Source organism: Micromonospora sp. WMMD710 (assembly GCF_029626045.1).
Taxonomy (GTDB): Bacteria; Actinomycetota; Actinomycetes; order Mycobacteriales; family Micromonosporaceae; genus Micromonospora.
Map to the genome: position 1 here is coordinate 6,565,852 of NZ_JARUBD010000001.1, position 22,666 is coordinate 6,588,517.

24 protein-coding genes are annotated in these 22,666 nt (G+C 72.4%); 13 read left to right on the forward strand and 11 right to left on the reverse strand.

The genetic code is table 11. From position 1 onward, the window contains the following. Window positions 1-24 precede the first annotated feature (24 nt). Complete coding sequence (locus O7620_RS30520; RefSeq protein ID WP_278126591.1) at window positions 25-1,485, reverse strand: glycosyltransferase family 39 protein; 1,461 nt, start codon at window positions 1,483-1,485, stop codon at window positions 25-27. Between the two features lie 360 nt (window positions 1,486-1,845). Here O7620_RS30520 and O7620_RS30525 point away from each other — a divergent pair, with 360 nt between their 5' ends. Genes O7620_RS30525 through O7620_RS30540 form a run of 4 tightly spaced genes read left to right on the forward strand, consistent with a single transcriptional unit; the run spans window position 1,846 to window position 5,256 of the window. Beyond that, window positions 1,846-3,558 carry a nitrite/sulfite reductase gene (locus O7620_RS30525; protein ID WP_278126592.1) on the forward strand — a complete coding sequence of 571 codons (1,713 nt, stop codon included), beginning with the start codon at window positions 1,846-1,848 and terminating at the stop codon, window positions 3,556-3,558. After that, window positions 3,555-3,716, forward strand: coding sequence for a hypothetical protein (locus tag O7620_RS30530; RefSeq protein ID WP_192580389.1), 162 nt, complete (start codon window positions 3,555-3,557; stop codon window positions 3,714-3,716). Before O7620_RS30525 ends, O7620_RS30530 begins: the two co-directional genes overlap by 4 nt. Beyond that, the gene (locus O7620_RS30535; protein WP_151491573.1) at window positions 3,713-4,474 is read left to right on the forward strand and encodes a phosphoadenylyl-sulfate reductase; all 762 of its coding nucleotides are present in this window, start codon (window positions 3,713-3,715) and stop codon (window positions 4,472-4,474) included. The genes O7620_RS30530 and O7620_RS30535 overlap by 4 nt, the downstream gene beginning before the upstream one ends. Window positions 4,475-4,482: 8 nt before the next feature. Beyond that, window positions 4,483-5,256 (forward strand): CbiX/SirB N-terminal domain-containing protein, encoded by a 774-nt coding sequence (locus tag O7620_RS30540; protein ID WP_278127220.1) that lies wholly within the window; start codon window positions 4,483-4,485, stop codon window positions 5,254-5,256. A gap of 79 nt (window positions 5,257-5,335) precedes the next feature. Here O7620_RS30540 and O7620_RS30545 read toward each other — a convergent pair whose 3' ends face one another. Both O7620_RS30545 and O7620_RS30550 read right to left on the reverse strand, forming a co-directional pair. Then, on the reverse strand, window positions 5,336-5,593 hold the full coding sequence (locus tag O7620_RS30545; RefSeq protein ID WP_007072794.1) for a WhiB family transcriptional regulator: 258 nt from the start codon (window positions 5,591-5,593) through the stop codon (window positions 5,336-5,338). A 447-nt stretch (window positions 5,594-6,040) separates the two neighbouring features. Then, window positions 6,041-6,991 (reverse strand): diacylglycerol kinase family protein, encoded by a 951-nt coding sequence (locus O7620_RS30550; RefSeq protein ID WP_278126593.1) that lies wholly within the window; start codon window positions 6,989-6,991, stop codon window positions 6,041-6,043. Window positions 6,992-7,034: 43 nt separating this feature from the next. Here O7620_RS30550 and O7620_RS30555 point away from each other — a divergent pair, with 43 nt between their 5' ends. After that, window positions 7,035-7,424, forward strand: coding sequence for a hypothetical protein (locus O7620_RS30555; RefSeq protein WP_278126594.1), 390 nt, complete (start codon window positions 7,035-7,037; stop codon window positions 7,422-7,424). A 22-nt stretch (window positions 7,425-7,446) separates the two neighbouring features. Here O7620_RS30555 and O7620_RS30560 read toward each other — a convergent pair whose 3' ends face one another. Genes O7620_RS30560 through sodN form a run of 3 tightly spaced genes read right to left on the reverse strand, consistent with a single transcriptional unit; the run spans window position 7,447 to window position 8,806 of the window. Beyond that, a complete protein-coding gene (locus O7620_RS30560; RefSeq protein WP_278126595.1) occupies window positions 7,447-7,851 on the reverse strand; it encodes an ATP-binding protein in 405 nt (134 codons plus the stop codon). Further along, on the reverse strand, window positions 7,848-8,405 hold the full coding sequence (locus tag O7620_RS30565) for a GNAT family N-acetyltransferase (RefSeq protein WP_151491577.1): 558 nt from the start codon (window positions 8,403-8,405) through the stop codon (window positions 7,848-7,850). Before O7620_RS30565 ends, O7620_RS30560 begins: the two co-directional genes overlap by 4 nt. Beyond that, window positions 8,402-8,806, reverse strand: a complete 405-nt coding sequence (gene sodN, locus O7620_RS30570) for a superoxide dismutase, Ni (RefSeq protein ID WP_151491578.1) — start codon at window positions 8,804-8,806, stop codon at window positions 8,402-8,404. The genes O7620_RS30565 and sodN overlap by 4 nt, the downstream gene beginning before the upstream one ends. An 84-nt stretch (window positions 8,807-8,890) precedes the next feature. On the opposite strand from sodN, the gene O7620_RS30575 reads away from it, so the two are divergent. The 3 genes from O7620_RS30575 (at window position 8,891) to O7620_RS30585 (ending at window position 11,622) form a co-directional block, all read left to right on the forward strand. Beyond that, window positions 8,891-9,241 (forward strand): S24/S26 family peptidase, encoded by a 351-nt coding sequence (locus O7620_RS30575; protein WP_151491579.1) that lies wholly within the window; start codon window positions 8,891-8,893, stop codon window positions 9,239-9,241. A 142-nt stretch (window positions 9,242-9,383) separates the two neighbouring features. Beyond that, a complete protein-coding gene (locus tag O7620_RS30580; RefSeq protein ID WP_151491580.1) occupies window positions 9,384-10,562 on the forward strand; it encodes an NADP-dependent malic enzyme in 1,179 nt (392 codons plus the stop codon). 97 nt (window positions 10,563-10,659) lie between these two features. Next, the gene (locus O7620_RS30585; RefSeq protein ID WP_151491581.1) at window positions 10,660-11,622 is read left to right on the forward strand and encodes a zinc-binding dehydrogenase; all 963 of its coding nucleotides are present in this window, start codon (window positions 10,660-10,662) and stop codon (window positions 11,620-11,622) included. A 136-nt stretch (window positions 11,623-11,758) separates the two neighbouring features. Here O7620_RS30585 and O7620_RS30590 read toward each other — a convergent pair whose 3' ends face one another. The 3 genes from O7620_RS30590 to O7620_RS30600 form a co-directional block, all read right to left on the reverse strand. Beyond that, window positions 11,759-12,724, reverse strand: a complete 966-nt coding sequence (locus O7620_RS30590; RefSeq protein ID WP_278126596.1) for a dienelactone hydrolase family protein — start codon at window positions 12,722-12,724, stop codon at window positions 11,759-11,761. 114 nt (window positions 12,725-12,838) lie between these two features. After that, window positions 12,839-13,363: an aminoglycoside adenylyltransferase gene (locus tag O7620_RS30595; protein ID WP_278126598.1), complete on the reverse strand. Its 525-nt coding sequence runs from the start codon at window positions 13,361-13,363 to the stop codon at window positions 12,839-12,841. A gap of 26 nt (window positions 13,364-13,389) precedes the next feature. Then, the gene (locus O7620_RS30600; RefSeq protein ID WP_278126600.1) at window positions 13,390-14,286 is read right to left on the reverse strand and encodes an alpha/beta hydrolase; all 897 of its coding nucleotides are present in this window, start codon (window positions 14,284-14,286) and stop codon (window positions 13,390-13,392) included. A gap of 156 nt (window positions 14,287-14,442) precedes the next feature. Between O7620_RS30600 and O7620_RS30605 the strand changes: the two genes are divergently transcribed. Beyond that, on the forward strand, window positions 14,443-14,616 hold the full coding sequence (locus O7620_RS30605) for a hypothetical protein (RefSeq protein WP_278126602.1): 174 nt from the start codon (window positions 14,443-14,445) through the stop codon (window positions 14,614-14,616). A gap of 24 nt (window positions 14,617-14,640) precedes the next feature. Here O7620_RS30605 and O7620_RS30610 read toward each other — a convergent pair whose 3' ends face one another. Beyond that, window positions 14,641-15,756 carry an acetate kinase gene (locus tag O7620_RS30610; protein WP_278126604.1) on the reverse strand — a complete coding sequence of 372 codons (1,116 nt, stop codon included), beginning with the start codon at window positions 15,754-15,756 and terminating at the stop codon, window positions 14,641-14,643. Further along, entirely contained in the window at window positions 15,753-17,822 is a 2,070-nt protein-coding gene (gene pta, locus O7620_RS30615; protein ID WP_278126606.1) for a phosphate acetyltransferase, read from the reverse strand. The genes O7620_RS30610 and pta overlap by 4 nt, the downstream gene beginning before the upstream one ends. A gap of 77 nt (window positions 17,823-17,899) precedes the next feature. Between pta and O7620_RS30620 the strand changes: the two genes are divergently transcribed. From O7620_RS30620 to O7620_RS30635, 4 genes are all read left to right on the forward strand, one after another. Beyond that, the gene (locus tag O7620_RS30620; RefSeq protein WP_278125338.1) at window positions 17,900-18,793 is read left to right on the forward strand and encodes an IS982 family transposase; all 894 of its coding nucleotides are present in this window, start codon (window positions 17,900-17,902) and stop codon (window positions 18,791-18,793) included. A 138-nt stretch (window positions 18,794-18,931) separates the two neighbouring features. Then, on the forward strand, window positions 18,932-19,795 hold the full coding sequence (locus tag O7620_RS30625; protein WP_278126608.1) for a ParB/RepB/Spo0J family partition protein: 864 nt from the start codon (window positions 18,932-18,934) through the stop codon (window positions 19,793-19,795). A 152-nt stretch (window positions 19,796-19,947) separates the two neighbouring features. Then, the gene (locus tag O7620_RS30630; protein WP_278126610.1) at window positions 19,948-20,859 is read left to right on the forward strand and encodes a hypothetical protein; all 912 of its coding nucleotides are present in this window, start codon (window positions 19,948-19,950) and stop codon (window positions 20,857-20,859) included. Beyond that, the gene (locus O7620_RS30635; protein ID WP_278126613.1) at window positions 20,859-22,649 is read left to right on the forward strand and encodes a hypothetical protein; all 1,791 of its coding nucleotides are present in this window, start codon (window positions 20,859-20,861) and stop codon (window positions 22,647-22,649) included. Before O7620_RS30630 ends, O7620_RS30635 begins: the two co-directional genes overlap by 1 nt. Window positions 22,650-22,666 lie beyond the last annotated feature (17 nt).

A 22,666-nucleotide genomic window follows, 5' to 3' on the forward strand; every position in this document is an offset into this window, starting at 1 on the left:
CCGGCCCGCCGCGGTGACCGGTCGTCAGCGGCTGGTGAGCAGGGCGACGGTCAGGCCGGGCCGCTGCCAGACCTGCGCGACGGTGAAGTCCGACCGCAGCGCGTCGCCCTTGGCGCCGGACACGGCGGCCAGCGGCTCGGCGTGCCGCCCGGCGACGACCAGCCACACCCGCCGCGTGCCGGCCAGGCACTGCGCCGGTAGCGGACACTCGGCGGCCCACAGGTCGCCCCGGCGAGCCTCGTCCTCGGTGACCAGCACGTCGCGTGGTGGGTCGCCGAGGTGGTACTCGATACCGAGGTCGAGGAAGAGCCAGCTGCGCCGGGGCGAGTAGACCACCGCGTCGCCCGGTCGCTGACCGTCGGCGATCACCCGGGCGGCGCCCGCGTAGTCGACCGGGGCGTTGCGCGGCCACTCGTGGGTCCGTCGCAGCGCCGCCTGGTCGGGCAGGCCGAGGAGCCCGGCCAGGACCACCACGGCCAGCGCGGCCGGCGTGGCCGCCGCCGCCAGTGCCGCGCCGGCCAGCAGGCAGGCGAATGGCACCACGAAGACCAGGTAGCGGGGCACCCACAGCGGTACGACCGCGCCGGCGGCGAAGAGCAGCAGCACCGGCAGCAGCACCGCGCTCACCGGCAGCAGAGCGCGTCGCCCGAGCCGGGCCGCGCCGAGCACGGCGACCCCGACCAGCAGACCGCCCACCACACTGCTCTGGGCGACACCGCCGGGCAGCGCGCTCAGGTCGTCCGGCCGGGCCAGGTCGACCCAGTTCAACTGCTCGGACCGCTGCGCCCGCGCCGTGACCAGCAACGGACCCACCAGCAGCACGGCCGGCACCAGCGTGACCGGCCATCGCCACCACAGCTGCCGGTCCCGGCCGCCGGCGCTGCCGTCCGGGGCGATGCCGGCCCCGGCGGGTCCGCGCCGCCAGGCGACAAGGACAACCAGCGCGTGCGCGGCGAGCAGGGTGAGCGCGATCAGGTGGATGAGGCCGAGCGCGGCCACGGCGGCGGCGTACCCGGCCCACCGCGCCCAGCCCGGTCGACGCAGCGCGGCGACCAGCAGCAGGGTGGCCAGTACCGCGAGCATGGTGGCCAGGGCGTACGGGCGGGCCTCCTGCCCGTAACGGGAGGTGCCCGGCAGCACCGCGAACAGCAGCCCGGCGACGAGGCCGGTGCGCCGGTCGACCAGCCACGCACCGAGCACGGCGAGCAGCCCGGCGGCCACGGCCATCGCCACCACCGCCGGCACGCGCAGAGCCACCGTGGAATCGCCGACGACCGCGAGCCAGACGTGCATCAGCAGGTAGTACGGGCCGGTGGCGGCGTCGATGGTGCCGGCCAAACGGGCCAGGTCGTCGGGCGACCGGGTGGCCGCGCTCCAGGTCGCCAACTCGTCACGCCACAACTGGGCGGAGCCCAGCCCGGTCAGGGTCGCCGCCAGGGTCAGCAGCGCCGGAGGGAGCCAGACCGGGACGCGGGACCACCGCACCCCCGCCACCCCTTGCCGCTTTTCGGACATTGCGCCCACGTATCGAGCCTGCCACAGGCCCGCCCCGGAAGCTGGCCCGTGATGTGGGATCCGGCACGCAGTCATTGGCCGGGCACACTGCGGTGTGGCAGCATGGGGCCCATGACCGCCGCTGTCGTCCGCCGCTTCGTGGCACGTCGCCACGTCGACTACGGCCGCGTGCGCAGCGCGATCTGTCCGGCCTACTGACGACGCCCGACCAATCCGTCTCGGGCGCGCTCCGCGCCGGCTGTCTCAGACACCGTTGTCCCGCCCGCTTCGCCGGGCCGGCCGCCGCGCCCCGCGTACCCCGAGGCACAGCAGACAACGGAGGACGCCGCGATGGCGGTCAGCAGCATCCCGGCTCGTTCCGAGGACCCGACGGCCCGCCCGGCGCGGGCGGCGCGCCGGCCGCGGGGTGAGGGTCAGTGGGCGCTCGGCCACCGCGAACCGCTCAACCCCAACGAGCGGATCAAGAAGGACGACGACCCGCTCAACGTCCGGGCCCGGATCGAGACCATCTACGCGCACCGCGGCTTCGCCTCCATCGACCCGCAGGACCTGCGCGGTCGGTTCCGCTGGTGGGGCCTCTACACGCAGCGCAAGGCGGGCATCGACGGTGGCCGTACGGCCGTGCTGGAGCCGCACGAGCTGGAGGACGAGTTCTTCATGCTCCGGGTCCGCATCGACGGCGGGCAGCTCAGCCTGGCGCAGTTGCGGGTGATCGCGGACATCTCCCGGGAGTTCGCCCGGGACACCGCGGACATCACCGACCGGCAGAACATCCAGTACCACTGGATCCGCGTCGAGGACATGCCGGAGATCTGGCGTCGACTGGAGTCGGTCGGCCTGCAGACGACCGAGGCGTGCGGCGACTGCCCGCGGATCGTGCTGGGCAGCCCGGTCGCCGGGGTGGCCCGCGACGAGGTGCTCGACCCGACCCCGGCCATCGACGAGATCGTCGCCCGGTACGTCGGGGACAAGCAGTTCTCCAACCTGCCCCGCAAGTTCAAGACGTCGATCTCCTGGCAGGTGGACACCCCGTACGAGTCGAACGACATCTCCTTCCTCGGCGTCGACCACCCCGAGCACGGCCCCGGCTTCGACGTCTGGGTCGGCGGCGGCCTCTCCACCAACCCGATGCTCGCCCAGCGGCTCGGCGTCTGGGTGCCGCTGGCCGAGGTGCCGGACGTGTGGGCCGGCGTGGTCGGGATCTTCCGCGACTACGGCTACCGCCGGCTGCGCAACCGTGCCCGGCTGAAGTTCCTGGTGGCCGACTGGGGTGTGGAGCGCTTCCGCGAGGTCCTGGAGAAGGACTACCTCGGCCGTACGCTGCTCGACGGCCCGGCGCCGACCCTGCCGTCGAAGCCGGTCGACCACGTGGGCGTGCACGAGCAGGCCGACGGGCGGCACTACGTGGGTGCCGCGCCGGTGGTCGGGCGGGTCTCCGGTGGGCAGCTCGCCGAACTGGCCGACGTGGTCGAGGCGCACGGCAGCGACCGGGTGCGACTCACCCCGTACCAGAAGCTGCTGGTGCTCGACGTGCCGTCGGAGCGGACGGAGTCGCTGGTCGACGCGCTGCGCGGGATCGGCCTGGAGGCCCGGCCCTCGGCCTGGCGGCGCGGCACGATGGCGTGCACCGGCATCGAGTACTGCAAGCTCGCCATCGTCGAGACGAAGGCCCGCGGCGAGGAGTTGGTGGCCCGACTGGAGCAGCGGCTGCGGGACTTCGACGCGGACATCTCGATCCACATCAACGGCTGCCCGAACGCCTGCGCGCGCACGCAGGTGGCCGACATCGGGCTCAAGGGTCAGCTGGTGGTCGGCCCCGACGGCCGACAGGTGGAGGGCTTCCAGGTGCACCTCGGTGGCGGCCTGGGCATGGCGCAGGGGCAGACGGCCGGCTTCGGCCGCAAGCTGCGCGGCCTGAAGACCACCGCCGACGAGCTTCCGGAGTACGTGGAACGACTGGCCCGCCGTTACCTGGCCGGGCGGAGCGAGGGCGAGACGTTCGCCAACTGGGTGATCAGAGTCGACGAGGAGGCACTGCGGTGAGCAGCGAGAACCGAGCGGCACCTCTGTACTGCCCCTACTGCGGCGAGGAGGACCTGCGGCCGCACGAGGCGGGGCACGGCGCCTGGGAGTGCCACGCCTGCACCCGGGTCTTCGCGGTGAAGTTCACCGGCCTGCTAAGCCGGGCGGTGACCCGATGAGCCTGGTCTCCGCCGCCGGTCTGGGTCTGGTCGGCCCGGCTGGCCCGACGCCGGTCGACCCGTCCCGCCGCAATCCGGACGAGCTGCGGACGCTGGCCGAGGAGGCCGCCCGCGAGCTGGAGGGCGCTCCGGCGCTGGAGATCGCCCGGTGGGCGGCGCAGACCTTCGGTGACCGGTTCTGCGTCACCAGCTCGATGGCCGACGCGGTGCTGGCGCACCTGGTGTCCCGGGTGGCCCCGGGGGTGGACGTGGTCTTCCTCGACACCGGCCTGCACTTCCCCGAGACGTTGCGGGTGCGCGACGAGGTGGCCCGGACGCTCCCGGTGAATGTCCGGTCGATCCGGCCCCGACTCACCGTGGGGCAGCAGGACGGCCAGTACGGTCCCCGGCTGTTCAACAAGTCACCGGACGACTGCTGCCAGTTGCGCAAGGTGGAGCCGCTGGAGCGGGCGCTGTCCGGGTACGACGCCTGGGCCGCCGGCCTGCGTCGCGACGAGTCGCCGACCCGGGCCAACACGCCCGTGGTGACGTTCGACGCGCGGCGCGCCAAGGTCAAGGTCAACCCGATCGCGGCGTGGTCGCAGGGGGATGTGGACGCCTACATCGCCCGGTGGAACGTGCCGGTTAACGAGCTGTTCAAGCAGGGGTACGGCTCGATCGGCTGCTGGCCGTGCACCCGTCGGACGAAGGCCGGCGAGGACGCGCGGGCCGGCCGGTGGGCCATGTTCGAGAAGACCGAGTGCGGGCTGCACGTCTGACCTCCCCGGTGCCGACCCCGACCGGCCCGGACGTGGCCGGCGGGGCGGATCCGGTGGTGCTGGTGGCGCACGGCAGCCGGGATCCGCGGGCTGCCGAGGCGACCCGCGCGCTGGCCCGGGCCGTGTCGGCGGCCCGGCCCGGCGTCGCGGTGTGCGCGAGTTGGCTGGACCACACCGAGCCGGGGCCGACCGAGGTGCTGCGCGCCCTGGCGGCGGCCGGTCACCGGAGCGCGGTGCTGGTGCCGTTGCTGCTGACCGCCGCGTACCACCGTCGGGTGGACATTCCGGCGGCCGTCGCCGCCGCGACGCGGTCCGGGCCACCGCTGGTGGTACGGGTGACCGACGTGCTCGGCCCGGCGGACGGGACGGTGGCTCCGGCGCTGCTGGCGGGGCTGCGCCGCCGGCTCGGTGAGGTGTGCCCGGGCCGCTTCGACGCGCTGGTGCTGGCCGCGGCGGGCACCCGGGACGCGCGGGCGCGTGGCTCGGTGGGCCGGGTGGCGGATGCCCTCGGTGCGGAGTTCGGGGTGCCCTGCCGGGTGTCGTACGCCTCGGCGGCCCCACCGCGGACCGGTGTGGCGGTGTCCCGGTTGCGGGCGGCCGGTGGCCGCCGGGTGGCGGTGGCCGGGTACTTCCTGGCACCGGGCCTGTTCCACGACGCGGTGGCCGAGGAGGCGCGGGCGGCCGGAGCGGTGGCGGTGTCCGGCCCGTTGACCGATGCGCCGGAGGTGGCCGAGTTGGTGCTGCGCCGGGTCGATGAACGGTCCGGAAGCCGCGCGGTGTGACCGGCGGGACAACCCGGCCCTGGACAGCGGAACGCCCCGGTGGGCGGACCCACCGGGGCGTACAGCTGTGTCGTTGGGATCAGGCGGAGTGAGCGCGCAGCACCCGGAGGCCGCCGCGCCGCTTCACAGCGCGCCGTTCCTCTTCGCTCATCCCGCCCCAGACGCCGGCGTCCTGACCCGACTCGAGCGCCCACTGCAGGCACTGGTCGGTCACGGAGCAGCGCCTGCAGACGGCCTTGGCCTGTTCGACCTGCAGGAGAGCCGGTCCGGACGTCCCGATAGGGAAGAACAGCTCCGGGTCCTCGTCGCGGCAGACAGCATGGTGACGCCAGTCCATGGCGGCAACACTCCTCATTCTGGATGGGTGGCAATTATTGCTTGTCGTGCTTTTCCTATATGCATCCGCAGTGCCGACGGTGACAGTTCGCGTCCGTCCATTCGGCAGTGCGTGAGCAGGCAGTTAGCTCCGGGGACCTGCTGGAACAGCTCAACCTGTCGAGCATATCCAGGCAATGTCCCGGTAACTCAAGTTCGCTTGTGAATACTTTCACGAACATTCGCGATGTCAAGGGTGACGCTCGGAAAAACTCCGGGCGGTGAGCAAGCCCACAACCCATTCGCCCGGGTTTCGGTGCCTTCCCGGTTACCCGCCGTGCCACAGTCGAGGATCAATATAGTACAGTCCGCGTGACATTGCTGACATTTCCGGCACCTGCCCCTCGGTGTGGCGGCGACCGCGCCGATGCGGTGTGGCGCCGCGTCGACCTAGGGCAGTACCCGAGACCTAGCAGATTACTCTGAGTGCGGCGGGAACGGATGTGAATCTGACTTTTTCCCGCTCGCCAAGATAGTCGCCGTCCAGCTGGAACGCCTGCGGACGGGCAGAGAGCAGGGTGAACTCCGCCGTGTCATGGAGTCGTAACACCTGACGACCTCGAGGATCGGGACGGCGGGACAGGAACTGCGTCACTGTCCGTGTTGTGCTAGCCACCCGCAGCTGACGTAACGCCAGCACATCCAGCCCGAGGTCGAACGACGCCTCCGGGTTCGGGTTGACCTCCCGGTCGCCCAGATAGGTCCAGGGCGCCGTGTTCTGGATGATCACGGTGGCCAGCTCGTCCTCCACCGGCTCGCCCGGACGCTCCAGGCTGATCGCCGGGTGCCGCCGATCGGAGGCGAGGAAGTACTGATTCATGATCGAGCGGAAGTAGAGCGACGGCGTGGAAACCCGCCCCTTGCGCCGGGCCTGCTCCACCCGGTGGATCACGGCGGCGTCCAGACCGAACCCCGCGCAGAACGTGAAGTAGCGGTCGTCCGCACGGCCCAGCCCGACCGTCCGGTGCCGACCCAGGCGCAGCCCTTCGAGGATCATGCTGGTTGCCTCCGGCCAGTCCCGGGGCAGTCCCAGGGCGCGGGCGAAGACGTTGGTCGAGCCGCCCGGGACGGTCGCCAGCGCGGGCAGCCGGTCGGCCAGCGTGGCACCGGCGGCACCGACCGGCGGGTCGGCCGACATCAGGCCGTTCACCACCTCGTTCACGGTGCCGTCGCCACCCAGGGTGACGACGAGGTCGACGCCCTCGGCGGCGGCCTCCCGGGCCAGCGCCATGGCGTGCCCACGACGGCGCGTGTAGCGCACGCTGAGATCGACTTCGCTGCGCAGCGCCCGGACAAGCACGTCCCGGCTGCGTTCGCTGGTGGTGGTGGCCTTCGGATTGACCACCAGGACGGCCCGCATGGGCGGCACTGTACCTCTCGGTAGCCCGGGTATCGTGGCGCGCGTGACCATCGACTCGGCCCCGATTCCCGTCACGCTCCGCTGGGCGGTCCGCTTGCTGTGGGCGGAGGCGGCCGTTGTCGGGCTGCTCGCCGTCTGGCTGATCTGGGCCGACCTCACGTCCACCACCACCGACCTGATGTCGGCGTTGCTGGTGACCGTGTTCGCGGCCGGCGCGGCGGTCGTGCTCTGGGCGCTGGGCCGTGCGCTGCTGCGCCGTCGAGCCGGCGCGCGGGCCCCCGCCATCGTGCTCCAGCTGATGCTGCTGCCGATCGGCTGGTTCATGATCCAGGGCGGGCTGGGTTGGTTGGGCGTGCCGCTGATGGCACTCGGCCTGCTCGTGGGTTGGCTGCTGGTCAGCCCACCGACGACCCGGGCTCTCGGCTTCGAGTGACCCGGTCGACCCGACGGGTTGGTCAGTAGCCGCCGGAGCGGCGGGTCAGCAGCGAGATCGTGGCCCGACCGTCGGCGGCCGTGGCGGACGCCGACGTGGTCAGCGCGGTGAGCACCTTCCAGGCGAAGGACGACTCGGCGGGCAACGTGGCGCCCCGCACGGTCGGCACGGTCACCTCGACGGTCAGCGCGTCCTCGGTGACCGAGAATCGACACTCCAACTCGGCGTCGCGGGTGGCGATGGCGAGCAGCATCGCGCACGCCTCGTCGACCGCGATCCGCAGATCCTCGATCTCGTCGAGTGCGAACTGCAACCGGGCCGCGAGACCGGCGGTGGCGGTACGGAGCACGCCGAGGTAACCGCCGTCGGCGGGCACCGTGAGGTGCACCACGTCGTCGGTCGCTGGCTGGCCGGTCAGTTGAGTCACGCCTCATCCCCCCGGTCGGGGACTCTACCCGGTCGGTCGCCGGCACGCGTGCCGGCGGCGGTGGCCTGCCCGGCCAGCTCGCGCAACGCGTCACCGCTGAGCCGGTACGGCACCCATTCGCTCATCTGCTCCGCCCCGATCGAGGCGTAGAACCCGGCGGCCGGATTCCAGTCGATCATCCACCACTCCAGCCGCCGGTAGCCGCGTCGTACGCAGATGTCGGCCAGGGTGGCGAGCAGCAGCCGGCCCGCGCCGGTGCCCCGGGCGGCCGGCCGGACGTAGAGGTCCTCCAGGTAGATGCCGTGCACGCCGGCCCAGGTGGAGAAGTTGAGAAACCACAGCGCGAAACCGACCGGCTCGTCGTGCCCGTCGACCGCGACGTGGCCGAAGAGCGCCGGAGCGGTCGCGAACAGGGCCGAGGTGAGCTGGTCGGTGGTGAGGTGGCACTGGTCGGGGGCGCGCTCGTACTCCGCCAGCTCGTGCACCATGGCGACGACGGCCGGCACGTCCTCGGGACGTACCGGCCGGATCGTCGGGATGACCGGGTTGGTCACGCCTTCTTGGTCTCCCAGAAGATCTTCGAGATCTCGTCGATCTTCGCGAGGAGCTGGTCGGCGGTGGCCGGGTCGAGGCTGCCCTTGACACCACCGGCGCCGGCGAGCTTGGTGGCCTCGTTGAACAGGGTGTGCAGGTTCGGGTACTTCTCGAAGTGGGGCGCCTTGAAGTAGTCGGTCCAGAGCACCCACAGGTGGTGCTTGACCAGCTCGGCGCGCTGCTCCTTGATGATGACCGCGCGGGTGCGGAACTCCGGGTCGGTGTTGGCCTGGTACTTCTCGCAGATCATTTTGACCGACTCGGCCTCGATCCGGGCCTGGGCCGGGTCGTAGACGCCGCACGGCAGGTCGCAGTGAGCGCTCGCGGTGACGCGGGGCGCAAGGATGCGGGGAAGTCGCATCGGGATCCTCCATGGGAAGTTTGCGATGATCAAAGGCGACATTACTCCTGGGAATGCTCCCCGAACCGGGTGGAGGTGAAACCAGTGCACGCCGATCACCCGGCGGAGGCGCCGCATCTGCGCGGGCCGCTGACGGCCGTTGCGGTGACCGGCCCGTCCATGGCGCCGACGCTGCGGCACGGCGACGCGCTGCTGGTCCGCCCGGGTGGCCGGCCGATCCGACCCGGTGACGTGGTGGTCGCCGTCTTCCGGACGCGTCCCGAGTTGCTGGTGGTGAAGCGGGCGGTCCGGCCGCAGGACGGCGGCTGGTGGCTCCGCGGGGACAACGACCTGGTCACCGACGACTCCCGGGCGTACGGGGTCGCCGACGTGCGGGGCAGGGTGGTGGCCCGCTACTGGCCACGCCCCGGACGGGTTCCTCGTCGCCCGGTATGACCCTGCTCACATCCGAGGGGCAGTGCCGACACTATGCTCGGAAAGTGCCCGGGTGACCCCCGCACCGCGTGCCACCGCTCGCCGCCCACCTCGCGGCCGGGCCGGCCGCCCCGTCTGCTCGACAGATCCTGGAGTCACCACCATGTCTTCGTCCACCATGGACCCCGCTGATCCCGTCTTCCAACTACATCTGGGCGGCAAGATGGCCGTCGCCTCGACGGTGCCGCTCACCAGCCGGGAGGATCTCTCCCTCGCGTACACCCCGGGGGTGGCCCGGGTGTGTGAGGCGATCGCCGCCGACCCCGACCTGGCCGATGACTACACGTGGGCGTCGCACGCCGTCGCGGTGGTCACCGATGGCTCGGCGGTGCTCGGGCTCGGCAACATCGGCCCGCGTGCGGCGCTGCCGGTGATGGAGGGCAAGGCGGTGCTGTTCAAGCAGTTCGCCGGGGTGGACGCGGTGCCGGTCTGCCTGGACACCCAGGACGTGGACGAGATCGTCGCGGTGGTGCGGGCGCTGGCCCCCTCGTTCGGTGGGATTAACCTGGAGGACATCAGCGCGCCGCGCTGCTTCGAGATCGAGCGGCGGCTCGACGAGGCGCTGGACATCCCGGTCTTCCACGACGACCAGCACGGCACCGCGATCGTGGTGCTCGCCGCGCTGCGCAACGCCGCCACCCTGCTCAACCGCAAGCTCGGTGACCTGCGGGTCGCGGTGAGCGGGGCGGGCGCGGCCGGGGTCGCCGTGACGAAGATGCTCATCGCCGGGGGCGTCAACCCCGACCAGGTGGTGGTCTGCGACTCCAAGGGAATCATCGGCCGGCACCGCACCGAGCTGACCGGCACCAAGGCGGAGCTGGCGGCGAGCACCAACGCCGACGGCCGCCACGGCGACATCACCGAGGCGCTGCGCGGCGCGGACGTGCTGATCGGCGTCTCCGGGGGGCAGATCCCGGAGGCCGCCGTCGCCGGGATGGCACCCGGCGGGATCGTGTTCGCGCTGGCCAACCCGACTCCTGAGGTGCACCCCGAGGTGGCCGCCCGGCATGTCGCGGTCGTCGCCACCGGGCGCAGCGACTACCCCAACCAGATCAACAACGTGCTGGCGTTCCCCGGTGTGTTCCGGGGCGCGCTGGACGCCCGCGCCACCCGGATCACCGAGGCCATGAAGGTCGCCGCCGCCGACGCCATCGCCGGCGTGGTGGCCGAGTCGCTGACCGCCGAGGCGATCGTCCCGTCGCCACTCGACCCGCGGGTCGCCCCGGCCGTCGCCGAGGCGGTCGCCGAGGCCGCCCGCCGCGACGGTGTCGCCCGCCGGTAGGGGGACCCCGCTCCACGCCGCCGACCCGCGTGAAGGGGCCTTCCTGGCATCTCCGGCCAGGGCGGGCCCCTTCTTAACGGGCGCTCAGCTTGTTACCGTGCCGATCATGCGTGCCGCCTTCGCCTCCCGCTTCGACGACGCCGACCCGCTCACCGCGCTCACCGTCGGTGAACGGCCCGAGCCGACCCACCCGGCCGACGACTGGGTGACCGTGGACCTGCGGGCCACCTCGCTCAACCACCACGACCTCTGGTCCCTGCGCGGGGTGGGGCTCACCGAGGCCCAACTGCCGATGATCCTCGGCTGCGACGCGGTGGGCGTGGACCCCGAGGGCAACGAGGTGGTCGTCTACCCGGTGGTGGTCACGCCGGGCGACCCGCGTGGGGTCTCCATCCTCTCCGAGTACTTCCCCGGCACCCTCGCCGAGCGGGTCGCCGTCCCCCGGTCGAACCTGATCCCGCTGCCCGCCGGCATGGCGGCGACCGACGCGGCGTGCCTGCCCACGGCCTGGCTCACCGCATGGCGGATGCTGACCACCAAAGGCCGCGTCGAGGACGCCGACAGCGTGCTGGTGCAGGGCGCCGGCGGTGGCGTCGCCACCGCCGCCGTCGCGCTCGCCGTCGCCATGGGCAAGCGGGTGTACGCGACCAGCCGCGACGCCGCCAAGCGGGAACGGATCACCGCGCTCGGCGCCACCGCCGTGGAACCCGGTGCGCGGCTGCCGGAACGGGTCGACGTGGTGATCGAGACGGTCGGCGCGGCCACCTTCGACCACTCGCTGAAGTCGGCCGCGCCGATGGCCCGGATCGTGGTCTCCGGTGCCACCGCCGGGCACGAGCCGACGGTCAACCTGCGTCGGGTCTTCGCCATGCAGCTGGAGATCCTGGGCACCTCGATGGGCACCCCGGGTGAGCTGTACGAGCTGTTGGCGTTCTGCGCCGACAACGCGGTGCGCCCGGTGGTGGACAGCGTGGTCCCGTTCAGCCGGGTCGAGAAGGCCTTCGCCCGCCTGCACTCCGGCGACACCTTCGGCAAGGTCGTCATCGACCACACGGCCTGACGCGCGTCCGGCCGCGCGGCCCGCGCCGCAAGATCGCACAACATCATGGAAACAGTGGCCTCAGAGTCGTGGGAGGCCACTGTTTCCTGGTTACTGCGCGATCATGAGCGGCCGGCGCGGCCGGCGCGTGCGGACGTCAGAGGTGATCGTCGAACGTGGCGATGTCGCCGCGCGTCGCGTCGGTGGAGATGCGCTTCTTGGCGGCGGCGTCGCCGTACAGCGACCAGCGCAGGAACTCGACGGACGTGTCCGAGACCACCCGCAACGTCGCGCCGTCGCTGAGCAGCGCCCGCCCGTGGTCGCCCTTGGGCAGGCTCAGCATCGCCTTCGGCCACGGCACCTTGTCGTACGCCGCCTTGCCCGCCGCGTAGTCCACGACCTCGTCCAGCTCCCCGTGCACGAACAACTGCGGCGCGGACGCACCGGCGAACGCGGTGCCCACGCCCAGCGCCGTGCCGGCGAACACCACCCCCGCGTCCAACCGCTCGTCCCGACTCGCGGTGAACAGGCCGATGGTGGTCACCCCGCCCGCCGAGTGCCCGGCCGCGGCCACCCGCTCGGCGTCCAACCGGCCCCGCAACGCGTCGCCGGCCTTGCCGTTCAGCGCGAGCACCTGGTCCAGCGCGTACGACACGTCGGCCGGCTGGTTGAGCACGTCGAGGACGTTGTTGTCCGCGCCCCGGGAGGTGTGCGGGAACGTCGGCGCGGCCACCACGAAGCCCGCCGCCGCCCACCGGGTCAGCAGCGTGGCGTAGTCGTCCGGTCGCCCGCCCAGGCCGTGACTGAACATGACCACCGGAAACCGGCCCTCCGCCGCGGCCACCGACCGCTTGGCGGCGCCGCCGGACTCCCCGTCGGCCGGATACCAGAGTGTCACCGGCAGCGCGCGACCCTCCCGGTTTAGCTTCAGCTGACGGACGCCGACCCCGAAGGCGCGCTCCGGGGCCTTTCCGGCCGGGACCTGCGGCGTCGGGGTGGCGGCGGGCTTCGGCTCGACCGGTGCCTGCCAGCTCTCGGCCTCGCCGGAGCCGCTGGAGCAGCCGACCAGACCGGCCATGAGCACGGCGCTGGCCAGCAGCGCGGGGGTGACGCGACGCGACATGGCCTCAATTGTGCCCTGCCCGGCCGGGCCGCCCGGCGAGGTTCGACGGGCTGTGTTCACCCCGTGACGGCGCCGAGGAACGACGCGCGCCCCTCCGCGAGCACCAGAGGCACGTCACCCGCCAGATCGGTGGGCCCGTAGCCGGGCCAGATCGTCGGTGTCCTTCGGTCGGCGGGGGCGCTCCGGCATCCAGACCGGGTACATCTGCTTGAACTCGATCTGGGCCGCCACCGAGATCGTCGGCACGGTGAGGGGACCGATCTGGCCGGGCGGAGCGTCCAGCAGCCCGACCGGCAGCGGGGTCCCGGCCCATGATCCGGCACCCACGGTGGGCCGCCCGGCGGCGTCCCGACCCAGGTACGCGACGCTCACCTCCACGTCACCGGTGAACAGGTCGAGCTGCACCTCCACCGGCATCCGCGGGTCGGGACGCCAACCGCGGGCCAGCAGCAGCTCGGCCAGCCGGTCCGCGTCGTCGCGCCAGCAGTACCAGTCGACGTCGACGTGCGGGCGGGTCACGGCGCCAAGCTGGAAATCCATCGCCCAGCCGCCGCGCAGCCACACCGGTATGCCGGCCGCCCCGGTCACCGCGACCACCTCGGCGATGCTCGCCAGTTGGCGGCGCGCGAGCTCGTCCACCGGGCCACCGTACGGCGTCGGCCGGCTCAGTGGGCCGGGCGGGACTCGTAACGGGTCAGGGTGGGGGAGCCGGCGTCGGCGGGGAGGCGGGCGCCGGCCGCCTGATCGCCGTAGAGGGTCCAGCGCAGGAAGTCGGTGGTGGTGGCGAGGACCGGGGCGAAACCCGGGTGGCCCGGCGTGAGGTACGCGCCATGGTCCTGGCCGAGCAGGCTGAGGAACGCGGCCGGCCCGGGGGTACGCCCGTACGCGGCCCGGCCCACGGTCACCGGCACCACCGCGTCGGCCGTGCCGTGCACGAAGAGCACCGGTGCGGGCGGCCCGGCGAAGCTGCCCGGCAGTCCACCGCCGGCAATGACGATGCCGGCGCGCAACCGGGCGGGATGGCCCTCGCTGAACATGCCGGAGGTGGTGAAGCCGCCCGCCGAGTGCCCGGCAGCGGCGATCGACGTCAGGTCGAGGTGGCCGGCCAGCGGATCACCAGGTGCGCGGTCGACGCGGCCCAGGTGTCGGATCAGCCGCCACCCGTCGGCCGGCTGGTTACGGACGTCGGCGCGGGTGAAGTGCGCGGCGCCCTGCCGGGTGTGCGGGTACGCCGGTGCGGCCACCACGAAACCGGCTGCCGCCCAGCGGGTGGTCAGGCCGGCGTGCAGGTCGGGTCGGCTGTACAGCCCGTGGCTGTAGACCACCACCGGAAACCGCCCGGAGGCCACCCCGTCGGTCGAAGCCGGATACCAGATCGTCACCGGCAGGGGGCGCGCCGAGCGCGGATCGAGGGTGAGCGTACGCACGCCGACGGCGTACGACCCCTCGGGCGCCCGGCGCGCCGAGACCGGCCCGGTGGCCTCGCCGGCCACCGCGGTGGCGGGCGCGCAACCAGCCAGCAGTGCTGTCACCAGTACGGCCATGAGCCGCCCCGCCCCCATCGTTCCACGGTAGGTGCCCGGGCGTGCGTAGCGGCCCCGCCGTCCGGCCGGGCTGTACCCGCCACCCGGCCGGGTCGCCTCCGCCGGCCGGGTCGACCCGCCGGGGCGACGTGGGCGGGGGCGGTGCTCCGCGAACGGCTTCGCTATGGTCACCGGATGCCTGAGAACTACACCGACCCCAGCGGCAACACCGAGGCGTTCCGCGCCTTCTCCCAGACGCCGGAGGCCGCCGGCCCGGCGGACGCGCCGTCCCGCCTGCCGCTCATCGTCGGTGCGGCGGTGGTCATCGTGCTGCTGATGGCCCTCGTCGCCTGGTTGGCGATGGGCTGATTTGGCGTACCCGGGACGGTGCGGTCAGGCCGCCTCGACCACGTCCCGGGTCTGCCGGGCGATCTCGCGTTCCTCGTCGGTGCGGATGACGCAGACGCTCACCTCGGCGCCGTCGGGTGAGATCACCCGGTCGCCCGTGCCGTCGTTGCGGGTGTCGTCGACGGCGATGCCGAGCCGGTGCAGGCCGGCCAGCGCGGCGGCCCGCACCGGCGCGGCATGCTCGCCGACCCCGGCGGTGAAGGCGATCGCGTCGACCCGGCCGAGCAGCGCGTAGTACGCCCCGACGTACCCGGTGATCCGCCGGCAGTACACGTCGAAGGCCAGCTCCGCCGCCCGGTCACCGGACGCCCGACGCTGGAGCACCTCGCGCATGTCGTTGGCGCCGGTGAGGCCGAGCAGGCCGCTGCGGTGGTTGAGCAGGTCGTCGATGTCGTCGACCGACAGCCCACCCTCCCGGCGCAGGTGGAAGATCACGGTCGGGTCGATGTCGCCGCTGCGGGTGCCCATCACCAGTCCCTCCAACGGGGACATGCCCATCGAGGTGGCCACGCTGCGGCCGTTGTGCACCGCGCAGGCGCTGGCCCCGTTGCCCAGGTGCAGGGTGATGGTGTTGAGCTGCTCGTACGGGCGGCCCAGCAGTTCGGCGGCGCGGCGGGAGACGTACGCGTGCGAGGTGCCGTGGAAGCCGTACCGGCGGATGTCGTACCGCTCGGCGGTGTCCCGGTCGATCGCGTACGTCGCGGCGGCCTCCGGCAGGGTGTGGTGGAACGCGGTGTCGAAGACGGCGACCTGCGGCACGTCCGGCAGTGCCGCGCGGGCCACCTCGATACCGGCCAGGTTCGCCGGGTTGTGCAGCGGAGCGAGCGGCACCAGGTCCCGGATCGCGGCCAGCACCGCCTCGTCGACCAGCACCGGCGCGCTGAACGTCCGGCCACCGTGCACCACCCGGTGCCCGACCGCCGTCAGCCCGGTGAGGTCCTGCTCGGCCAGGATCTGCCGGACCGCGCCGGCGTGGTCGGCCGGGCCGCCGCCGGGCTCACCGATGCGTTCCACGGTGCCCTGGTCGAGTGCCCGGTCGCCGTCGTAGCGGCGCCACTTCACCGACGACGACCCGCAGTTGAGCACCAGCACCCGACTCACGAGGCCTCCTCGGTGGCCGCCTGGATGGCGGTGATCGCCACCGTGTTCACGATGTCCGGCACGGTGGCGCCCCGCGACAGGTCGTTCACCGGTCGCCGCAGCCCCTGCATCACCGGGCCGACGGCGACCGCCCCGGCGGAGCGCTGCACCGCCTTGTACGTGTTGTTGCCCGTGTTGAGGTCCGGGAAGATGAAGACCGTGGCGCGGCCGGCGACCGGGCTGCCCGGCAGTTTCGTGGCCGCCACCGCCGGGTCGATCGCCGCGTCGTACTGGATGGGCCCCTCGACGAGCAGGTCCGGCCGGCGCTCCCGGACCAACGCGGTGGCCGTGGCGACCTTCTCCACGTCCGCGCCCGCGCCGGAGCTGCCGGTGGAGTACGACAGCATGGCCACCCGGGGTTCGATGCCGAACCGGGCGGCGGTGTCGGCCGACGAGATCGCGATGTCGGCGAGCTGGGCGGCGTCCGGGTCGCGGTTGACCGCGCAGTCGCCGTAGACCAGCACCCGGTCGGCGAGCAGCATGAAGAAGACGCTGGACGCCACCGAGACCTCCGGCACGGTACGGATGATCTCGAACGCCGGCCGGATGGTCGCGGCGGTGGTGTGCGTCGCGCCGGACACCATGCCGTCGGCCCGTCCGGTGGCCACCATCAGCGTGCCGAAGTAGTTCGCCTGGGCCACGATGTCGTGCGCCAGCTCGGTGGTGACGCCCCGGTGGGCGCGCAGCCGCGCGTACTCGGCGGCGAAGTCGTCCCGCCAGCCGCTGGTGACCGGGTCGACGACGCTCGCGTCGCCGAGGTCGATGCCCAGCTCGCGGGTGCGCCGGGCGATGTCGTCCGGCCGCCCGAGCAGGGTCAGCTCGGCGACCCCCCGGCGCAGCAGGATCTCCGCCGCCCGCAGGATCCGCTCCTCGGAGCCCTCCGGCAGCACCAGGTGCCGGGGCTGCGAGCGGGCCCGGTCGATCAACTCGTTCTCGAACATCAGCGGGGTGACCCGGGTCGACCGGCTGACCCGCAGTCGGCGGGCCAGGTCGTCGGTGTCCACGCAGCGCTCGAACGCCCCCAGCGCCGCCTCCACCTTGCGCGGGTTGGCGACGCTGGGCCGGCCCTCGATGCGACTGGACGCGGCCACCGTGTCGTAGCTGTCGCTGCCCACGGACAGCACCGCCAGCCCGGTGTTCAACCCTTCCACCAGCCGCATCACCCGGGGGTCGGGCTGCTCGCCGAGGGTCAGCACCAGCCCGGCCACCGACACCTGCCCGGCGACGTGCGCGGCGCTCGCGGCGACGAGCAGGTCGGCCCGGTCCCCGGGGGTGATCACCAGGGCGCCCTCGGTGAGGTGGCTCAGCAGGGTCGGCACGTGCGCGGCGCCGACCACGAAGTCCAGCACGTCCCGGCCGAGCGCGGCGTCGTCACCGGCGAGCAGGGTGGCGCCGAGCGCCGCCGCCACCTCGGCCACCGTCGGCGCCGACACGCTCGGCACCTCCGGGATGGCGTACGCGGGCACCGGCAGCTCGGGCGGCGTCATCGGCTCGGCGACCCGGTTGGCGATCACCGCGAGCACGGTCGCGCCCAGGTCGGCCAGATCGTGGTACGCCCCGCGCATCGCCGACGCGACGGCCGCCGGCGCCTGCCCGAAGCCGTCTACCACCGGTACCACCACGCTGCCGAACTCGGTGGCCAGCCGGGCGTTGAAGGCCAGCTCCCGGGGTCGGGCCGAGTCGCCCGGATCGTCGAAGTCGCTGCCCACCACGACGACCGCCGGGCACTGCCGCTCCACCGTCCGGTAGCGCTCCACGATCGCGGAGATCAGCTCTTCCCGCCGGCCGTCGGCGACCAGCGTGGCCGCCTCGGCGTACGTCGCCCCGGCCAGCTCGGTGAGCGGCAGCTCGACCCGGTAGCGCTCGCTGAGCAGGGCGAGGATCGGGTCCGGTCCGGTGTCGGCGACCAGCGGCCGGAACACGCCGATCCGCCCCACCTGACGGGACAGCAACTCCGCCAGCCCGAGGGCGACGGTCGACTTGCCCCCGCCCGACCCCACGCTAGTCAGATACACACTTCGGGCCACAGCCCCACCCTAGACGGGTAGTTCCGAAGTCAGGGGTCGATGTCTGGGCATGAAGAGAGGGCATCCAAGATCATGTTGTGACGCAAGACCTGGATACCCTCTTGACCGCACTGTACGTGAAGATCGACGACAGCATCCGCACGCCCCGGTGGCGGGGCCGGCCGCCGCTGTTGACCGACTCCGAACTGGTATGCCTCGCGGTGGCGCAGGTCCTGCTCGGCGCCCGCTCGGAAGCGCATTGGATCCGCTACGCCCGTATTCATCTCGCCGGCATGTTTGCCTACCTGCCGCAGCGGCCGGGCTACAACAAGCGGCTCCGTGCGGCGCTTCCGCTGGTCAAGAAGGTGATCCGGGACCTGGCGCGCGACAGTGACTTCTGGTTCGACAACCACTGGATCGTCGATTCCACCCCGATACCCTGCGGCATGTCGCGCCCGACGGCGCAGCGTTCGGACCTGGCCGGCTGGGCCGGATACGGCTACTGCGCCTCCCATTCCCGCTTCTTCTGGGGCCTCCGGCTCTACCTGGTCTGCACCCCGACCGGGATGCCGATCCTGTGGGCCCTGGCGAACCCGAAGATCGGCGAGCGAGAGGTCCTCGCCGCGATGCTCGACGTCGAGGCCGCCGTGGTGGCCGAGCACGACGGGATCCTGCTGATCAGCGACAAGGGATTCGCCTCCACGCCGTTCGAGCGGCAGTTGGCCGAACAGGGCATCGAACTACTGCGCCCGTCCCGCAAGAAGGAGAAGACCCGCTACGGCGAGCCGATGCTCAAGAAGGTCCGACAACTGATCGAGTCGGTGAACGACACCCTCAAGGGCCAGCTTGACCTGGAACAACACGGCGGACGGACCTTCGCCGGTGTGGCCGTCCGTGTCGCCCAACGCCTGCTCGCCATGACAGCGGCGATCTGGCACAACAACAAGACCAGCGCGCCCGTCACCCGGTCACTGATCGCCTACGACCACTAACCGGAATTCGGAACAACTCGTCTAGATCGCGGGGCGGCCTCAGCCTGGACAGCATCTCGGCCGCCCCGCTCCAACTCCCGAAGGAGTCGCCCCATCATGCCTGATTCCACGGAATCGACCGATCACTACCAACTGCCGGTGGCTGCGGTCGCACCGATGCGTCCGGAATCGGTGCGCCTCGACAGCGTGCTGACCCACCCAGCCAACCCTCGCAAGGTCCTGAACGACCTGGGCGATCTGGAGGCGTCAATCCGTGAGGTTGGTGTCATCCAGCCGCCGGTGGTGCTGCCCGCCTCTCGGGTCGCTGCCGCGTGGCCGGCCCACGCGGCGAAGCTCGTCGACGCGCAGTGGGTGGTGCTGGTGGGCGCCCGTCGGCGAACAGCAGCCGGCAATGTCTACGGCGACGACCCGGATGCGACGCTGAACGTGTTGGTGCGCGAGGACGCGATCGCCGACGACCCGCTGGCGCAGTTGGACGTGATGACCGCGGAGAACGTGGCCCGGTCGCCGCTGAGTCCGGTGGAGGAGGCCCGCGTGTTCGCCGAGCAGGAGGCCGCCGGCCGTAAGCAGAGGGAGATCGCCGATCGGGTGGGCTGCTCGCAGTCGCACGTTTCGAAGCGCCTGAAGCTGCTCAGGCTGCCCGAGGTGCTGCTGGCCGAGCTCGAAACCGGCCGGGTCCCCGACGACGAGGACCTGGAGCCGGCCGGCCGGGCGAAGAAGAAGCAGGCCCTGCAGATTAAGGACGCGTTGGCGCTCGTCGACGCCGCCGGCGACGACCAGGAGGTGGTGCTGGCCGCCTACGGGTTGAGCCAGGACAGTCGGTATCACCACTGGTCTGCCGCGAACCTGGTGTCGGAGGTACGCCGCCAGCAGGAGCGGCAAGCGGTCATCGACGCCGCGGGTAAGAAGTTGGCCGCCGAGGGCGTCCCGGTTATTGAGCCGATTCAGCGGTTCTCGGCCAGGACTACTCGCAGTACCGGCTGGAGGGGGCCAAAGCCGTAGCGGCGGCCCGCAAGGCCGGCGCTCTGGCGGCTGGGGTCGACTCGTGGGGCAGCGTCACCTACTACTCGACTGCCGGGAAGCCTAGGAAGGCGGACAACCGCAGCGCGGCCGAGCAGCAGCGCATCACTGACGAGCGGGAGCGTCGCAAGGCGATGACCGCCCGGTCCGAGGCCGCCGCTGTGCTGGCCGCGACGGCCCCGAAGCTGCCGCCGTCGGCTGCGGACATCGTGGACGCGTGGCTGTGGGCACCAGGCAGTGATTGTGCGCAGCTCGCCCACAAGTGGCTGCTCGCCGCTGAGGTCGGCCCGGATCCGGCCCTGCCGAACTACAAGTGGTGGGAGAAGGTCCGCCGCTCCGGCTGGCACACCCGGGTGCACGCCGCGCACGCCCTCGGCCTGGCCCGCCGGGAAGTCCAAGCACGTGCCACCCACCGGACCTGGACGCACGACGACGCCAGTTGGCTGGCCCGACTGGTCGAGCACGCCGGCTACACCCCCAGCGCGTGGGAGCAGGCCCGTCTCGATGCCATCAACCCGCCCGAGAGCGAGCCGGCCGTCCCGGCCGGTCCGCAGCGGGTGGCGTTGTCCTTCGACGACGTCGACGCGTGCTGCTGGCTGCTGCACTACGACGGGCAGGACGAGCCGGCCGCGTACGCTGAGCACCTCGGCGACCCTGACGGCGTCGACGACGCCCAGGCATGGGCGGCCGAGGGTCTGGCCGACCGGTATGGCATCGAGGTCACCGCCTGGGCTGAGGGGCAACTTGTGCCCGGCCGGCCGGCGTACCTCGCGGTGCACGCCGGCGACCCCACCGCCGCGGCGGTCGAGTCGGGGCCGGTGGGGGAGTGGCGGCTGCTGCACGATCCGGTCGAGGCCGCCTGGCTGCTGCTGGCCGACGACAAGCCCCACGCCGACCACGACGCCCTGGGCGTCGCTGACGTCGAGCAGGCGTTCACGTGGGCCACCGGTGTGCTGAGCGACGCCGGGGTGACCTGTTACGGCTGGAGCGGGCGGGCCGACGGCGCGACGCTCGAGTACGTGGCCGACCTGACTGGGGAGTGCTGATGATCGTCGAGGCGAGCGGCCCGGAGGAGATCCGGGCCGCGTTCGCCGCCGCGATTAGCGCGGCGGGGGACCGGGTCGACGAGGTCGGCGGGATCGCCGGGGTGCTCGACGAGGCCGCCGACCGGTACGAGTCGCTGGACATGCAGCCCTCCACGGTGGAACACCTGCGCGACGCGGGCCGGGCCTGCGGCACTGCCCAGGCGGCCGTGGCCACCGCCGCCGAGCACCTGCGCACCGCGTTGGCCGACTTCAACGCCTGCGACGGCCAGGTGGCTGACGCGGTCGCCGACGCCGGCGGCAACCTCGCCAGCCACGACGTCCTGGTCGGTGGCGACGCCGCCGGGCCCGCGCCTGATCACGTAGAGGAGACGAGCGTGACCGCGACGCCACCGGCCGGATCCGGTTCGGGCGCGAACGACAGAGCGCGAGACCGGCTGCGGGTCAGTGATCGGATGGTGCTGCGCGACGCGGAGACGTTCGCCGGCTCGGCCTCGGCGGCAGGCGACGAGGGACTGATGGTCCTCGCCGCGGCTGTGGATACCCCTGATGGTCGGGTCGTGCACGTCGCGGTCCCGGTCCATGAGGAAGACAAAGGCGACTGGAAGGGCGCACACGCGCCGGCCCAGGAGTCCCGGGTCGACCCGGAGGACGGCGAGACCTACGAGGTCGACACCCACTCGGACGTGACCGCTGTCATCGACGCCGCCGCTGTCGCCGAGCTGCCGGCGCGCGTCGATGACGTCATCACCACGGCGGCCCGGATGGACCGCGAGTACCGCCAGCTCGTCAGGCAGTCTGACCGGCTGCACGACGAGCGGATGCACCTGGAGATGGCCCGGTTCGGTGACGTCGCCGACGCCGACCTGCAACTGCGGCTCGACAGCAGCGAGAAGCAGCACCACCTGTACCAACAGAAGCGGCGCACGTATATGCAGGACTGCGTCGACGCGCTCAGCGCTGACGATCGCGCCCGGTACGACGACCTGCAACGCCGGGTCACTGCCGCCGGCGGTGACTGGTTCGCGCCCGGCCGGGAGGACCTGGCGGCCGAGGTCTGCGGCCTGAGCGTCCCCGAGTACCACGAGCTGGTCGCGATCCACGCGAAGCCCTACCGCACGCGTACCCGCGCCGAGCAAACGCGCCACGACGCGCTCATGGGTGACTGCAAGCCACCGCTGTTGGCCGAACAGGCCGCGATTGTCTACGGGCTCAGCGTGGATGAGTACCGGGAGTTGGAGGCGTTGGACAAGCTCGGTGACCCCCAGCCCGCTGGACCGTACCGCCAGGGCCGTGGGCGAACTCCGCAGCAGCAGGCCCGCTACGAGACGCTGACCAGCTCACCCCGGGGCGCCACCGGCGCCACCCCGACGCGGACGGCGCAGCTGCGCAGCCGCTTCGACACCTACCAGGACGCCCACCACTCCGACCGGCTGACCTGGACCGCCGAGCGTCAGCAACGGGCCGACCTGGCCGGCCGGGCCCGACCCCTGGATGACGCCGACGCCGTCCGGCTGGAACAGATCACCACCGAGTACGACCAGATCACTGACCGCTGTGCGGCGCTGGGCGGCGAAACCACCGCCCGCGCCGAGATCCCCGGGCACCACAACGCCAAACTCGTCATCGAGGCCGTCCAGCGTGAAGAAGAGGGCGGCGTGGACTACCACGTCCACTGCGTGCCGCCCAACGCCGCCGACGACTGGTCGCCCGGCGGCGACCCGTACCGGACCACCGCCGTCGGACTGCGCAAGCTCGCCAAGACACTCGCCGCTCTCGAAGCCGGCCTGTGAGGACCAACGCTGGGTCT